This window comes from Actinomadura sp. HBU206391, assembly GCF_014323665.1.
Taxonomy (GTDB): domain Bacteria; phylum Actinomycetota; class Actinomycetes; order Streptosporangiales; family Streptosporangiaceae; genus Actinomadura_C.
Genome location: NZ_JABVEB010000141.1, coordinates 1 through 14,166 on the forward strand (window position 1 = coordinate 1; position 14,166 = coordinate 14,166).

The following is a 14,166-nucleotide window of genomic DNA, read 5'->3' on the forward strand; positions in this document are numbered from 1 at the left end:
AACAACACGGCCCGCCAGGTCGCGGTCGCCCTCGGGGTGGCCATTCTCGGCTCGGTGGTGTCGTCGGTCTATCGGAATGAGATGTCGGAGCCCCTCGGGGGGCTGCCGGAGGGCGCCCGGCACACCGCCGGCGAGTCGATCGGCGGAACCATGGCCGTCGCCGAGCGGATGGGCGCCGCGGGACAGGACCTGATCGCGCCGGCGCACGCCGCGTTCGTGCACGCGATGCACACCGCCGCCGTGGCGTCGGCCGTCGTCGCCTTCATCGGCGCCCTCGTGGTGCTGCGCTGGATGCCGGGGAAACGCGCCGCCGACTCGCGTGCGGAATCCGCGTCGTCCCGGCAGCGGGAGGCGGCCGGCGTGTGAAACGGTGAGCCGGGATGACTGAGACGACGGAGCCGCTCTGTGCGCGCCCACCGGGACGCCCGCGCAGCGAGCGCGCGGAGAAGGCCATCATCGAGGCTACGCTCGACCTCCTCGTGGAGGAGGCGGGCGTCGCCGGCGTGTCGATCGAGGCGGTCGCGGCACGGGCGGGCGTCGGCAAGACCACCATCTACCGGCGATGGCCCAACAAGGAGGCGTTGATCGTCGACGCCGTGGCCGCGCTGAAGGCGCCCCTGCCCGAGTTGCCCGGGCGGTCGGTCCGGGAGGATCTGATCGCGCTGACCCGGGCGGTGCGGTCGGGCCGGGCCGACCGGCGCATCGACTGCGTCTGGAACGTCATCGGTAGCCGGCACAAGCATCCCGAGCTCGCAAGCAAGCTGCGGCGGGACGTCATCGAACCCCGGCGCGAGGTGATGCGCGGCGTCCTGCGCCGGGGCGTCGAGGCCGGAGAGCTGCGGCCGGACCTCGACGTCGAGATGGCCCTGTCCGTGATCGTCGGTGCGATGACCATGCAGGTCCAGGCGCTCGCCCCAGACGAGGAACTTGCCGACGACGTCGCGGAGCGGGTGGTCGACACCGCGATGCGCGGCTTCGCCGCGTGAAGTGCGAACCCCGTGACCGGGCACGAAAGGTAATCGGCCGATCCCGGCCGTCACGGCGACTTTTCGGTTACACGGCCGTCCACCCTTGCGGATTTCCTGGTTACCTATACGGTTCCAAGTCTATAGATCTGCTCTCCACTCTCACCGAGCCTCGGCATACCGCATACTGGCGAAAGTGATAGTGGACCGAGGGCCGGCCGTCAGGAGCGCGACAGGTGAGATCCGTCATGGCGCGAAAGGGTAACGCGCCCCCCGCCGATTCGGCGTCCCGGACTCTCGTTCTCGGAATCAACGATTCCGGGAAGATAGTGCAATGTGGCCAGAACGCGACAAGTGTTATCGGCTCCGAGCCCGAGTCGCTGATCGGGCTGCACGCCACCGCGCTCGTCGAGGAGGAGAAGGAGAAGGTCGAGTCCCTCCTCGATGCCATCCGGGCCGGTCAGGATCGCACCGCGGTGCTGACCGTGAAGGGAGAGAACGGCACCGTCAACGAGGCCGTCGTCACCGCCCAGCCGATGGTGGCCGAGGGCGAGGGGGTCGCGGCACTCCTGCACATCCGCGTCGCGCTGCCGCCCACCGCGCCCTTCCAGGACCCGGCGCACATGCGCCGCGCGCTGCTCGACGACCCGCTCACCCGCTTCGGCAACTCCCTCGACCTGGACCAGACCGCGCGCGGGCTGATCGATGTGATCGCCCCCCACTTCTGCAACGTCGCCGAACTGCTCGTGCTGGAGAGCCTGGTCGCCGCGGACGAGGTCCACGGCGACGCCACCAACGGCTCGGCCGTGCTCCGCAGGCTGGCGCTCACCGCCGACGACGGCAACCCCGCATGGCCTTCCACGCTCCCCGCCGGCGAGGTGCTCGTCTACCCGGCGGGCACCCCCTACTCCGAGTGCCTCGAGGCGGCCACACCGGTGCACGTGCAGCAGGTCGACGCCGACGCGGCCGCCAAGATCGCTGAGATCTGGCGTCGCGGACCCGTCGCGGACCTGCTGACGGACGTGTCCATGGTGCTGCTGCCGCTGATCGCGAACAAGACACTGCTCGGCCTGATCGTGTGCACCCGGGTGCCCGGATTCCGGCGCTTCGACGCCTACGACATCGAGATCGGCATGGAGTTCGCCGCCCGCGCCGCGATCGTCATCGACAACGCCAGGCTGTTCAGCCGCGAGCGGGCCACCGCGCTCGCCCTTCAGCGCAGCCTGCTGCCGAACCGGCTGTCAGCACCCTCCTCGGTGGAGGTCCGACACCGCTACCTGCCCGGCAGCAAGCTCATCGAGGTGGGCGGGGACTGGTACGAGTCCCTCGCGCTGCCCGGTGCCCGCGCCGCGCTGATCGTCGGCGACGTCGCCGGGCACGGTGTGCGGGCGGCGGTCACCATGGGCCGGCTGCGCACCGCGCTGCACACGCTCGCCAACCTCGAACTCCCGCCCGCCGAGGCCCTGCACGTCATGCACGAGCTCATGGTCGAGCTCGGTGAGCAGGAGCCGCACTTCGCCACCTGTGTCTACGCGGTCTACGACGCGACCACAGGCACCCTGGAGATCGCCTCAGCGGGTCATCTGCCGCCACTGCTGGTGCACCCGGACGGTTCCAACGAGCTCCTGGAGGTGCCGCCGGCACCGCCGCTCGGGGTGGCCGGAGGAGCGGCGATCGAGAGCCGGGAGTTCACCGTCGAGGACGGAAGCCTGTTCGTCATCTACACCGACGGGCTGGTGGAGAGCCGCGGGCGCGACATCGACGACGGGCTGGCCCGGCTCCGCGGGATCTTCGGCCCCGACTCGCCGAGCCAGCCGATGGAGGATCTGGCCAAGGCCACCCTCGACGGTGTGTACGGCGACCACCACCGTGACGACATCGCGGTGCTCATCGCCCGGCTGCGCCGCCTCGACGAGAACCGGCGGGTGTCGTGGACCCTGCCCGCCGATCCCGCGGCGGTCCGGCGGGCCCGCGGACTGGTCCGCACGCAGCTGGCGGAGTGGCAGCTCGACGATCTGTCCTACTCCACCGAGCTGCTCGCCTCCGAGATGATCACGAACGCGCTCAACTACGCCACGGGGCCGATCGAGCTGCGCCTGCTGCTCGAGCGCACGCTGTTCTGCGAGGTATTGGACCGGTCCGCGGCGTTGCCCCGGCTCAGGCACGCGGCCGACGACGATGAGAACGGCCGCGGCCTGGTGATCGTCAGCCAGATGGCACACCGGTGGGGCAGCCGGCGCACCGCGGCCGGCAAGGTGGTCTGGTGCGAACAGATGGTGCCCGGCATGGAGCACGCCGAGGAAGTACCGACGGCGGCCTGGCCCGGCGAGTTCCACCACCGCTAGACGCGCCCTGCGGTGATCTGGTCGGCGCGAGGCCACCAGATCACCGGGGGCCGGGACGTCAGGGGCGGGCGGAGGGTTCGCGCCAGGCGTTGGTGATCGGCAGGCGGCGGTCGCGGCCGAAGTTCTTCGGCGAGATCTTCGGGCCCGGCGGGTACTGGCGGCGCTTGTACTCCGCCCGGTCGACCATCCGGATGACGCGGTCGACCAGATCGGCGTCGTGGCCGGCCGCGATCAGCGCGTCGTGGCCGAGGTCCTTCTCGACGTAGTCGTCGAGCAGCGCGTCGAGCACGTCGTACTCGGGCAGCGAGTCGGTGTCGCGCTGGCCCGGCCGGAGCTCGGCGGACGGCGGCTTGTCGATGATGTTGCGCGGGATGGGCTGCGGGGCCGAGCCGGCCCGCTCGTTGCGCCATTCGCACAGCTTGAACACGAGCGTCTTGGGCACGTCCTTGATCGGGCCGAAGCCACCGGCCGAGTCGCCGTACAGAGTCGAGTAGCCGGTGGCCAGCTCGCTCTTGTTGCCGGTCGTCAGCACCAGATGGCCGTGCTCGTTGGACAGGCCCATGAGGATGTTCCCGCGGACACGGGCCTGCAGGTTCTCGGCCGCCAGCCCGTGCAGGTCCAGATCGGCCTCGTAGGCCTCCACGATGTCGCGGATCGGTACCGTCCGGGCATTGATGCCCTGCCGCTTGACCAGCTCCTCGGCGTCGGTGATCGAGTGGTCGCTGGAGTAACGGCTCGGCATGAGCACGGCGTGCACGTTCTCGGCCCCGATCGCGTCCATGGCGATCGTGGCCACGAGCGCGGAGTCGACCCCGCCGGACAGGCCGAGGATGACCGACTCGAAACCGTTCTTGCGCACGTAGTCGCGGACCCCGAGGACCAGCGCGCCGTAGACCTCGGCGCAGTCGTCCAGCGGCTCGGCGCGCGGCGGTGCGGCGGGTTCGTACGGCGCGAGCGGTTCGGCCGAGACGAGGTGCCGGTCGATGGTCATCACGCTGCCGTCGTGGGCGTCCACGGACGTCTGCCCAGGGGTGAACGGACTCGCCGCCGCGGGCAGTTCGAGATCGGCGACCAGCAGGTCCTCGGTGAAGGCGGCGCCGCGCGCGAGGAGCTCCCCCGAGGCGCTCACGATGAGGGAGTCGCCGTCGAAGACCAGTTCGTCCTGACCGCCGACCATGTTGACGTAGGCGAGCGCCGCTCCGGCCTCGCGGGCCCGCCGCGCGCACAGCTCCAGCCGGACGTCGTCCTTGAACCGCTCGTACGGCGAGGCGTTCGGCACGACCAGCAGCGCCGCCCCGGCCTCGCGGGTCACCGCCACCGGGCCGCCGTCCTGCCAGAGGTCCTCGCACACGGCGATCGCCACGTCGACCCCGTGCAGCCGGACGACGGGCAGCCGGTCACCTCGGATGAAGTAGCGGTACTCGTCAAAGACGCCGTAGTTGGGCAGATGGTGCTTGGCGGTACGGACGATCACCTCGCCCCGGTGCAGGAGCGCGGCGGCGTCCAACGGCGCTCCCGACGGCTGACCGACCCGATGGCGGACGTCGGAGCGCCGGTCGACGTAGCCGACGACCACCGCCAGTTCGCCGAGCCCCTCGTCGCGGAGCCGCCGCGCGGTGGCCTCGAGCGTCTCGATGGAGGCGTCGACGAAGGACTTCCGCAGAACGAGGTCCTCGACCGGGTAGCCGGTCAGCGCCATCTCGGGAAAGACCGCGAGGTGAGCGCCCGCCTCGGCGGCGCGCCTGCTCCAGGCGATCACCAGCTCGGCGTTGCCCTGAAGATCGCCGACCGTCGGGCCGACCTGAGCGAGTGCGATGCGCAATTGAGCCACGCTCCCAGCCTAGGGGGAGCCTGGGCGGCCCCTGCCGCGGACGGGCACCCCCATGCCTCTGTTACGTTGCGGAAACAGAGACAAGGCAGACTGGTAAGTCACCATACGTGTCTGCTAGAGCGGCGCGATCGCCGCTCATCGAATCGATCAACAGGTCAAGGGGGAAGTGGTCGTGGACCGTCAGCAGGAGTTCGTGCTTCGCACACTCGAGGAGCGCGACATCCGGTTCATCCGGCTGTGGTTCACCGACGTGCTCGGGTTCCTCAAGTCCGTGGCCGTCGCTCCCGCGGAGCTCGAAGGCGCCTTCTCCGAGGGGATCGGATTCGACGGCTCGGCGATCGAGGGCTTCGCGCGGATCTACGAGGCGGACATGATCGCCAAGCCGGATCCCTCGACGTTCCAGGTGCTGCCGTGGCGGGCCGAGTCGCCGGGCGTCGGCCGGATGTTCTGCGACATCCTCATGCCGGACGAGACGCCGAGCTTCGCCGATCCGCGTTTCGTCCTCAAACGGGCCCTGGGCCGCGCCGCGGATCTGGGATTCACGTTCTACACCCATCCCGAGGTCGAGTTCTTCCTGCTGAAGGACCGCCCTGAGGACGGGCGCGAGCCGGAGCCGATCGACTCCGGCGGCTATTTCGACCACACGCCGCACAGCACCGCCCACGACTTCCGGCGCAATGCGATCATGATGCTGGAGTCGATGGGCATCTCGGTGGAGTACAGCCACCACGAGGGCGCCCCGGGCCAGCAGGAGATCGATCTTCGCTACGCCGACGCGCTCACCACCGCCGACAACATCATGACGTTCCGGCTGGTCATGAAGGAGGTCGCGCTGGAGCAGGGGGTGTGGGCCTCGTTCATGCCCAAGCCCTTCACCGACCATCCCGGCTCGGGCATGCACACGCACATGTCCCTGTTCGAGGGCGACCGCAACGCCTTCTACGAGCCGGGGGCGGAGTTCCAGCTGTCCAAGGTCGGCCGCGCGTTCATCGCCGGCCTGCTCCGGCACTCCGCCGAGATCACCGCGGTCTGCAACCAGTGGGTCAACTCCTACAAGCGCCTGTGGGGCGGCGTCGGGGCCTCGGCGGGCGCCGGGGGAGAGGCCCCCTCCTACGTGTGCTGGGGGCACAACAACCGGTCGGCACTGGTCCGGGTGCCCATGTACAAGCCGCAGAAGGGTCACGCCACCCGGATCGAGTTCCGTTCGCTCGACACCGCGTGCAACCCCTACCTCGCGTTCGCGGCCATCCTCGGGGCGGGGCTCAAGGGCATCGAGGGCGGCTACGAGCTGCCGCCCGGCGCCGAGGACGACGTGTGGGCGCTGAGCTCCGCGGAACGCCGTGCCCTCGGCATCGCGCCCCTGCCACAGGACCTCGACGAGGCCATCCACGCCATGGAGCACAGCGAGCTGATGGCCGAGGTGCTGGGCGAGCACGTCTTCGACTTCTTCCTGCGCAACAAGCGGGCGGAGTGGGAGGACTACCGGCGCCAGGTGACGGAGTACGAGCGAAAGCGCTACATCGCGGTGCTCTGACCGGCATGGGACGGCCCGGCACGGCCGGTGCGGCCGTGCCGGGCCGTCCTGCCGTGCCGGGCCCTACGAGCCCCTCCCAGACCCGCTGAGGCCGTCCGGGCCCTACGAGGCCGCGCGGCCGTGCCCGGGGCCGCACGCGGGTGCGCCGTGTCAGGGCAGGATGACGTCGCCGAGCTGGGCGCCGCGACCGGTGATCCCGAGATTGGTGGTGTTGAGGGCGGTGCTGCCCGTGCCGGTCAGGCCCGAAGTGGCGCCGGGGAACAGCCAGACCGCGCCCTCGCTGGTGTCCTCGCCCCGCGCGGCGACGGTGAGGTCGGCCTTGCCGTCCCCCGTGATGTCGGCGGCCGAGAGCTCGCCGCCGAACAGATCGCCCGACTCCGCGTTGCCGGGCACACCCGAGGTGTTCTGGCCGATCTGCACGGCACCGGTCGTCGTCAACCCGCTCGAACCTCCGTACAGCACGGTGAAGGCCCCCGCGCGGTTCACGGTGCCGATGGCCTCGCCTGGCGCGCCGATCCCGACGTCCGCCCTGCCATCGCCGTTGAAGTCGCCGACGGCCAGGTCGGCGCCGAAGGCGTCGCCCTCCTCGCCGGTGCCCGGAACCCCGGCGGTGTCCTGGGTGAGGAGCAACTGCCGGCGGAAGCCGGTACCGGTTCCGAGGTTCACCGCCACCGTGCCGCCGTTCGCCTCGTCATCTTCGAAATGGAACACGCGCGTGACCAGGTCGACCCTGCCGTCGCCGTTGATGTCACCGGCGGCCGCCGCACGTCCGCCCTCGGCGGCGTAGGACCTCAGCAGCGTGAGCCCGGAGGCGGACCCGGCGTAGAGGTCCACCCGCCCGCCCATGACACCGTCGATCGACTCCTGCCGGCTAGCGGTGAGGTCGGCCCGGCCGTCCCCGGTGAAGTCGGCCGCGGTCAGACGCAGTTCCTGGACGAAGAACTGATCGTCGTCCAACGGCACGCGGGTGCCGGCGGTGCCTCCGCCACCGAGCCCGCCGTAGGTCCAGAAGGCCCGGTCGGCAGGGGCACTGACGGCGAGATCCGGGGCTCCGTCGGAGGAGAAGTCCGCGATGGCCAGCGACTCGCCGAACCGGCCGGTGTGGCTCTGGTGGGCGTCGTCGAGCGCGATGCGCGCGGTGCGGCCGGACAGCCCGGCGGCACTCCCGTACACGATCGACACGGTCCCTCCGTGGGTGAACTCCCCGACCTTCTCGCCGGGCGCGCCGACGGCCAGGTCGGCGTAGCCGTCCCGGTCGAAGTCGGCCGAGGCGAGCGAGGCCCCGAACTGGTTGTTCGCGGCGACACTTCCGGGGACGCCCGCGCTGTTCTGTGAGAGCTCCTTCCGTGTCGCCGGGTCGAGGCCGGTGGCGCCGCCGTACACCACCGTCACGAAGCCGCCCCTCACCCCGCCGACATAGCCGAACGGGCTGCCGAAGGCGGTGTCGCGGCGGCCGTCGCCGTTGAAGTCCCCGGCGCCCGCCGGGGCCGCCGCCGAAGCGCCGGCCGGTACTGTGCCGAGCGCCATGGCGACCGCCACGGCGGCTCCCATGGTGATGACAGAGCGAAACCTCATTAATGTCTCCTCGTCGCGGGGGGGGTTATGCGGAAGACGCCCTGTGTTGTCCACGGGTTTACATTGCGTTTTGAGTGCAGGGGCGGGCGGCAGCGCTGCACACGATCGCCTGGGTGTCAAGACGCGCCTGAGTGAACGGCCATCGCGACCACCGCTTTCGCCGGGCCCGAAAACCGATAGCGGGATCATTTGCCTTGTGGCTGCCGCTTGTCCCGTTACGGTGGATCCGTGAGCGTGAGCGAGCAATGGACTCCGGATCGTCGTCCGTCTCTCACGAGCCGGTTGGCGCGGCTCGGCTTCAGCGATGCGACCCGGGCCCAGCGGCTGCTCGCCGACACCGAGTCCGAGACCGGCATCACGGTCGCCGACGAACTGATCGACGCCCTCGGCGCCACCGCCGACCCGGATCTCGCTCTCAGTGGCCTGCTCCGGCTGCTCGCCGGCTCCGGAGAGGGCACGGCGCGCCTGCTCGCGACCTTCGCGCGTGAGCCCCGGACCCGGGAGCGGGTGCTGGCGGTACTCGGGGTGAGCGCCGCTCTCGGTAATCATCTTGCCCTGCATCCCGAGCACTGGACGGTCCTGGCCGGCGACGAGGCACTGCGCCCCCCTGAGACTGGAACGCTCCGAGCCGATCTGCTAAGGGCGGTCGGGGCCGATCCGGGCGCAGCGTCACCGTACGCCCGCGACGCCTCGCCGGACACGCTCGTGGCGCTGCGGGTCGAGTACCGGCGCCACCTCCTGCATCTCGCCGGGCGAGATCTCACCGGAATCTGCGCCGTGGACGAGGTCGCCGCGGAACTCTCGGATCTGGCCGCCGCCGCTCTTGAGGCGGCTCTGGCGATCGCCCGGGTGGAGACGCCGGACGCCGACCACTGCCGGCTGGCCGTCATAGGCATGGGCAAGTGCGGCGGGCGGGAGCTCAACTACGTCAGTGACGTCGACGTGATCTTCGTAGCCGAGCCCGCGCCCGGCGCACCCGAGGAAGCGGCGCTCCGTACCGCCACGCGGCTCGCGTCGGCGCTGATGCGGGCCTGCTCGGCGAGTACGCCCGAGGGCAACCTGTGGGAGGTCGACCCGGCTCTACGGCCCGAGGGCAAGGCCGGCCCCCTCGTGCGCACCCTCGCCAGCCACCGCGCCTACTACGAGCGATGGGCGAAGACGTGGGAGTTCCAGGCGCTCCTCAAGGCCCGGCCGCTGGCCGGGGACGTCGACCTGGGCCAGGCCTACATCGACGCTCTCACCCCGCTCGTGTGGAGCGCGCCCGAGGGCGAGAGCTTCGTCGAGGACGTGCAGACGATGCGGCGCCGCGTCGAGAGCCGCCTGCTCGAGCGGGCGGACGATAGCGAGGCGGAGCGGCAGCTGAAACTCGGCCCCGGAGGCCTGCGGGACGTGGAGTTCGCCGTTCAGCTGCTGCAGCTCGTGCACGGCCGCGTGGACGAGAGCCTGCGCAGCCGCACGACGCTCGTCGCACTGGAGGCCCTCTCCAACGGCGGGTACGTCGGACGGGACGACGCCGCGGCGCTGGCCGCCGCCTACCGGTTCCTGCGCCGGGTAGAGCATCTGATCCAGCTGCACCGGTTGCGGCGCACTCACCTGGTGCCCGACGACGACGAGGGCCTGCGCCGTCTCGGTAGGGCCCTCGGGCTGCGTTCCGACCCGATGGGCGAGTTCGTGGCCCTCTGGCGCCGGCACGCCCGGGGTGTGCGCAGGATCCACGAGAAGCTCTTCTACCGGCCGCTTCTGCGGGCCGTGGCGCGGCTGCCGAGCGAGGAGTCGCGGCTCACCCCCGCGGCGGCCAAGGCCAGGCTGGAGGCCCTCGGCTTCGTCGACCCGGCCGGGGCGCTGCGGCATATCGAGGCGCTCACCAGCGGTGTGTCCCGGCGCGCGGCCATCCAGCGCACGCTGCTGCCCGTGATGCTCGGCTGGTTCGCCGACGCGCCAGACCCGGATGCCGGGCTGCTCGGATTCCGTCAGGTCAGTGACGCACTGGGCGCCACCCCGTGGTATCTGCGGCTGCTTCGCGACGACGTCGCCGTGGCCGAGCGGATGGCGCGCCTGCTGGCCTCGAGCAGGTACGTCACCGACCTGCTGCTCCGTGCGCCCGAAGCCGTCGTGATGCTCGGCGGCGCCGCGGGCGACAAGGGTTCCCGTCCCCGGGGCGGGGACGGCGACTCACAGCTCACCCCCCGCCCGCACCAGGTCCTGCTCGACGAGGCCCTCGCCGCGGTCCGCCGCCGATCCGAGGCCGACAGCGCGTCCGTGGCCGGGGAGCCCTCGGCGCAGGTGGCGGGTGAGCGTTCCCGGTCGGCCGAGGACGCCGTCGCGGCCGTGCGCGGGGTGCGCCGCCGCGAGTTGTTCCGGGTGGCGGTGGCCGACCTGCTCGGTCTCATCGACGTCCCCACGGTGGGCGAGGCGCTCACCGACATCGCCGCCGTCACGATCGAGGCGGCTCTTCAGATGGCCATCCACAAGATCGAGATCGAGCGCCGCGCCGCTCTGCCGACCCGGATGGCGGTGGTGGCGATGGGCCGGTTCGGCGGACACGAGCTCGGCTATGGCAGCGACGCCGACGTGATGTTCGTGCATGATCCGCTGCCCGGGGCCGATGAGCGCGCGGCGTCGAGCGCGGCGCACGCCGTGGCCGAGGAGCTGAGGCGGCTGCTGGCGCTGCCCGCCTCGGACCCGCCGCTGGTGATCGACCCGAACCTGCGCCCCGAGGGCCGGCAGGGACCGCTCGTGCGCACTCTCGCGTCGTACGCCGCCTACTACGCGAGGTGGTCGGCGCCGTGGGAGAGCCAGGCGCTGCTGCGGGCCGATCCGATCATCGGCGATGCGGAGCTGGGCGAACGGTTCCGGGCGCTCATCGATCCGGTGCGGTGGCCCGAGGGCGGCATCGACGAGGTCGCCGTCCGCGAGATCCGGCGGCTCAAGGCCCGGATGGAGTCCGAGCGGCTGCCGCGCGGCGTCGAGCGGCGCCTGCACACGAAGCTGGGGCCCGGCGGGCTGTCGGACGTGGAGTGGGTCGTTCAGCTTCTGCAGTTGCAGCACGCCCATGAGGTACCGGGCCTGCGCACCACCCGCACCCTCGCCGCCCTCACGGCCGCGGTCGAGGCGGGCCTGCTCGATCGGGGCGACGCCGAGACGCTCTCGGACGCGTGGCAGCTGGCCACCCGCATCCGCGGCGTTCTCATGCTCGTACGGGGACGTCCGTCCGACACGCTGCCGACCGACCACCACCGGGAGCGTTCCGCGGTGACCAGAGTGCTCGGCTATCCCGGCTCGGGGGACCTGCTCGAGGCCTACCGCCGATGCGCCCGGCGAGCCCGGGCCGTCGTCGAGCGCGTCTTCTACGGGGCCGTCGACGATTGACCTTCGATGAGCGGCCGTGGGCTCGGCGGGTCACTCCGGGGCAGCCGCCCGGTCACGCCCGCCCGGTCACGTGCCCACGCCGATGCGGCACAGCCGCTGAGCGGGTCCGGCCGCCCAGGTGAGCGTCTGGGTGAGAACGTAACCGCCGGCCAGCACCGCACCACCGCCGACCGCGTCGAGGATGAAGTGGTTGGACGTGCCGAGGATCACCACCACGGTGACGATCGGATAGCCGGCAGCAACGATCTTGACCCACCTGCTCCGGACGATTGTGATCACGGCCAGCGCGCACCACAGCGACCACGCCGTGTGCAGCGACGGCATGGCCGCGTACTGGTTGGACACCGTGGCGATCGGTGACGAGTCGTACAGGCCCCAGGTGTTGAAGGCCACCACGGTGTCGACGTATCCGGGCAGGAAGCGCGGTGGGGCGAGGGGATAGAACCAGAAGCCGATCAGCGCAGTGATCGTGGTGCCGAACAGCAGCCACCGGTAGGTCACGTAGTGATGCGGATGCCAGGCGTACAGCCAGACCAGCACACCGATCGTCACGATGAAGTGCAACGTCGCGTAGTAGTAGTTCGCGGTGACGCCGAGCCATCGGGTGTCCACGAAGAACTGGTTCACCGCGAACTCGAAGTCCAGGTGCAGGGCCCTCTCGGCTTCGAGGATCTCATGGGCCCGCTGCATCGCGGCGGCATGCTGCGTTGGCACCAGATTCCGCACGACCGAGTACGCGCCGTAGCACACGGCGATGAGCAGGAGTTCGGCCCACAGCCGGGGCCGCCCGGATCGTCGGTCCGGCTCTACCTCTCGGATCCCGGAGGGACTGACGAGAGAGGCTGGGGACCTGACCATGATCTATAGACTCTCAAACCCCGAACTGGCGAACATCACCCGAAAATGCCGGGCTGTGCGCCGGCAGGTCCGCCTCACGGAGGACCACACCATCCTTCTTCAAGATGAGGGATCTGCGGTAGAACCACCATGAGGCGCTCAGCGCGCCGACGATCAGGGTGATTCCGGCCACGACGTCGAGCACGTAATGGTTCGCCGTCGCCAGGATCACGAGGATGGTCGTCGCCGGATAGAGCATGCCGAGCACCTTAGCCCACCGCTGCGTCGCGAGTAGCACGAGGATGAAACCACACCAGAGCGCCCAACCCGCGTGCATGGAGGGCATGGCGGCGTACTGGTTGGTCAGGGCCCCGGAACCCGGCGCCGAATAGAGGCCGAGCGTGTCCAGTGCCGTCACCGGGTCGACGAACCCGTGGCCGGGCAGAAATCTGGGCGGAGCCAGGGGATAGACCCAGAAGCCCACCAGCGCTATCGCCGTCGCGGCTATCAGCGAGGTGCGAAACCAGCGGTAATACCGCGGCCGATAGCGATAGAGCCAGATCATGACGCTCAGGGTCACCGCGAAATGCGCAGTGGCATAGAACAGATTGGCCGCGCGGGCCAGCCACGGAACGTCGAGCAGCGCCTGGTTGAGTCCGAGCTCGACGTCCAGCCCCAGCATTCGTTCGAAGCCGAGAACCTGATCGGCGTGCGTGAACGCGCTCGACGTGCTCGTCGGGTCGAGCACGAGACGGGTGAGCGTATAGGCGAGGTAGGAAATGACGAGCACAAGGAGTTCGCGCCAAAGCGGCGGGGCGGCCGCCTTTGGCCGCTCCGGGCGAGACGCGAGCTGCGCGGCCGCCGGTGAGCGCGTTGCGGTCCTACCGCTCGAGGCAGGCAGGAGGGTTTGAGCCATGCTTAGATTTTTCCGGTAATAGGCCGCTAATAGATCACCAGCGCGAATGGTCTTGTTCTCACCCTTGAGTAGTACGTCCCTGATGTGGACCCAGGGTCGCTAGGGGGAGAACGGGACAATCCCGAGGGGGATCCCATCGGCGGGCGTGAGGCAAAGGGCGCCGGTGGCGCCCTGAGGTGTCAGGCCGCTCGTGGCCGGCGATGCGGTCAGCCGTCGGGCTCACCGGTGGGCGGGCCGTCGAGGCTGGGCAGGATCTGCTCGACCGCGGTCGGGACCTTCAGGGCGTTGCCGACCGTGCAGTAGCTCTCGTGCACCCGCCGTGCGACATCGGTGAAGACCTCGGCCGCCTTCTCGTCGCCTTCGGGCAACTCGATCTCGTAGGTGACGGTGATCTGGCCGAGCCGGGTCGGCGCCACCTTCTCGGCGGTCACGGTCGACTCCAGCCGCACCAGTCGATGACCGCGCTTGGCGGTCAGCGGCTCGATGCTGACGATCTCGCAACCGCCGAGGGCGGCGAGCAGCAGTTCCACCGGTGTGAACGACCCGTCCTGCTCCGAGTCGCCAACACTCACCTCCGCGCCCCGCTGGTTGCGGGCACGGAAACCACCCTCGATCGTGCGCTCCACCTGCACCGACGTCATGGCATCTCCCTTGATCGCCTGACCGTGACAACACGGTGCCGACCGCTGTTCTTCCCATGCGCCACTGTGGGAGAACTCTCAGGATGCCGCCGTCGCCCCCGGCGCGCACCGCGCAGGACACGTGCGGCAGGACACATGCGAAAGGCCGTCGAC

General features: G+C 70.4%; 9 protein-coding genes and 1 pseudogene. 5 read left to right on the plus strand and 5 right to left on the minus strand.

All coding sequences use genetic code 11. From position 1 onward, the window contains the following. The 3 genes and pseudogenes from HKK72_RS27460 to HKK72_RS27470 form a co-directional block, all read left to right on the plus strand. Window positions 1–366, plus strand: a pseudogene (locus tag HKK72_RS27460) (MFS transporter); the annotation flags it as partial. 14 nt (window positions 367–380) lie between these two features. Next, a complete protein-coding gene (locus HKK72_RS27465) occupies window positions 381–986 on the plus strand; it encodes a TetR/AcrR family transcriptional regulator (RefSeq protein ID WP_187237333.1) in 606 nt (201 codons plus the stop codon). A 227-nt stretch (window positions 987–1,213) separates the two neighbouring features. Continuing rightward, window positions 1,214–3,310 (plus strand): SpoIIE family protein phosphatase, encoded by a 2,097-nt coding sequence (locus HKK72_RS27470; RefSeq protein ID WP_187237334.1) that lies wholly within the window; start codon window positions 1,214–1,216, stop codon window positions 3,308–3,310. Window positions 3,311–3,368: 58 nt separating this feature from the next. Here the strand turns inward: HKK72_RS27470 and HKK72_RS27475 are convergent, their stop codons facing one another. Next, window positions 3,369–5,141 carry an NAD+ synthase gene (locus HKK72_RS27475; RefSeq protein ID WP_187237335.1) on the minus strand — a complete coding sequence of 591 codons (1,773 nt, stop codon included), beginning with the start codon at window positions 5,139–5,141 and terminating at the stop codon, window positions 3,369–3,371. Between the two features lie 172 nt (window positions 5,142–5,313). On the opposite strand from HKK72_RS27475, the gene glnA reads away from it, so the two are divergent. Continuing rightward, window positions 5,314–6,675 carry a type I glutamate--ammonia ligase gene (gene glnA, locus HKK72_RS27480; protein ID WP_187237336.1) on the plus strand — a complete coding sequence of 454 codons (1,362 nt, stop codon included), beginning with the start codon at window positions 5,314–5,316 and terminating at the stop codon, window positions 6,673–6,675. A 150-nt stretch (window positions 6,676–6,825) separates the two neighbouring features. On the opposite strand, the gene HKK72_RS27485 is transcribed toward glnA, so the two are convergent. Beyond that, on the minus strand, window positions 6,826–8,250 hold the full coding sequence (locus HKK72_RS27485; RefSeq protein ID WP_187237337.1) for an FG-GAP-like repeat-containing protein: 1,425 nt from the start codon (window positions 8,248–8,250) through the stop codon (window positions 6,826–6,828). Window positions 8,251–8,484: 234 nt separating this feature from the next. Here HKK72_RS27485 and HKK72_RS27490 point away from each other — a divergent pair, with 234 nt between their 5' ends. After that, window positions 8,485–11,619, plus strand: a complete 3,135-nt coding sequence (locus HKK72_RS27490) for a bifunctional [glutamine synthetase] adenylyltransferase/[glutamine synthetase]-adenylyl-L-tyrosine phosphorylase (protein WP_187237341.1) — start codon at window positions 8,485–8,487, stop codon at window positions 11,617–11,619. A gap of 66 nt (window positions 11,620–11,685) precedes the next feature. On the opposite strand, the gene HKK72_RS27495 is transcribed toward HKK72_RS27490, so the two are convergent. The 3 genes from HKK72_RS27495 to HKK72_RS27505 all read right to left on the minus strand — a co-directional run bounded on the left by HKK72_RS27495 (window position 11,686) and on the right by HKK72_RS27505 (window position 14,013). Continuing rightward, on the minus strand, window positions 11,686–12,477 hold the full coding sequence (locus HKK72_RS27495) for a phosphatase PAP2 family protein (protein ID WP_187237338.1): 792 nt from the start codon (window positions 12,475–12,477) through the stop codon (window positions 11,686–11,688). 13 nt (window positions 12,478–12,490) lie between these two features. Then, window positions 12,491–13,372, minus strand: a complete 882-nt coding sequence (locus HKK72_RS27500; RefSeq protein WP_187237339.1) for a phosphatase PAP2 family protein — start codon at window positions 13,370–13,372, stop codon at window positions 12,491–12,493. Between the two features lie 206 nt (window positions 13,373–13,578). Continuing rightward, window positions 13,579–14,013 (minus strand): OsmC family protein, encoded by a 435-nt coding sequence (locus HKK72_RS27505; RefSeq protein ID WP_187237340.1) that lies wholly within the window; start codon window positions 14,011–14,013, stop codon window positions 13,579–13,581. Window positions 14,014–14,166: the final 153 nt, after the last annotated feature.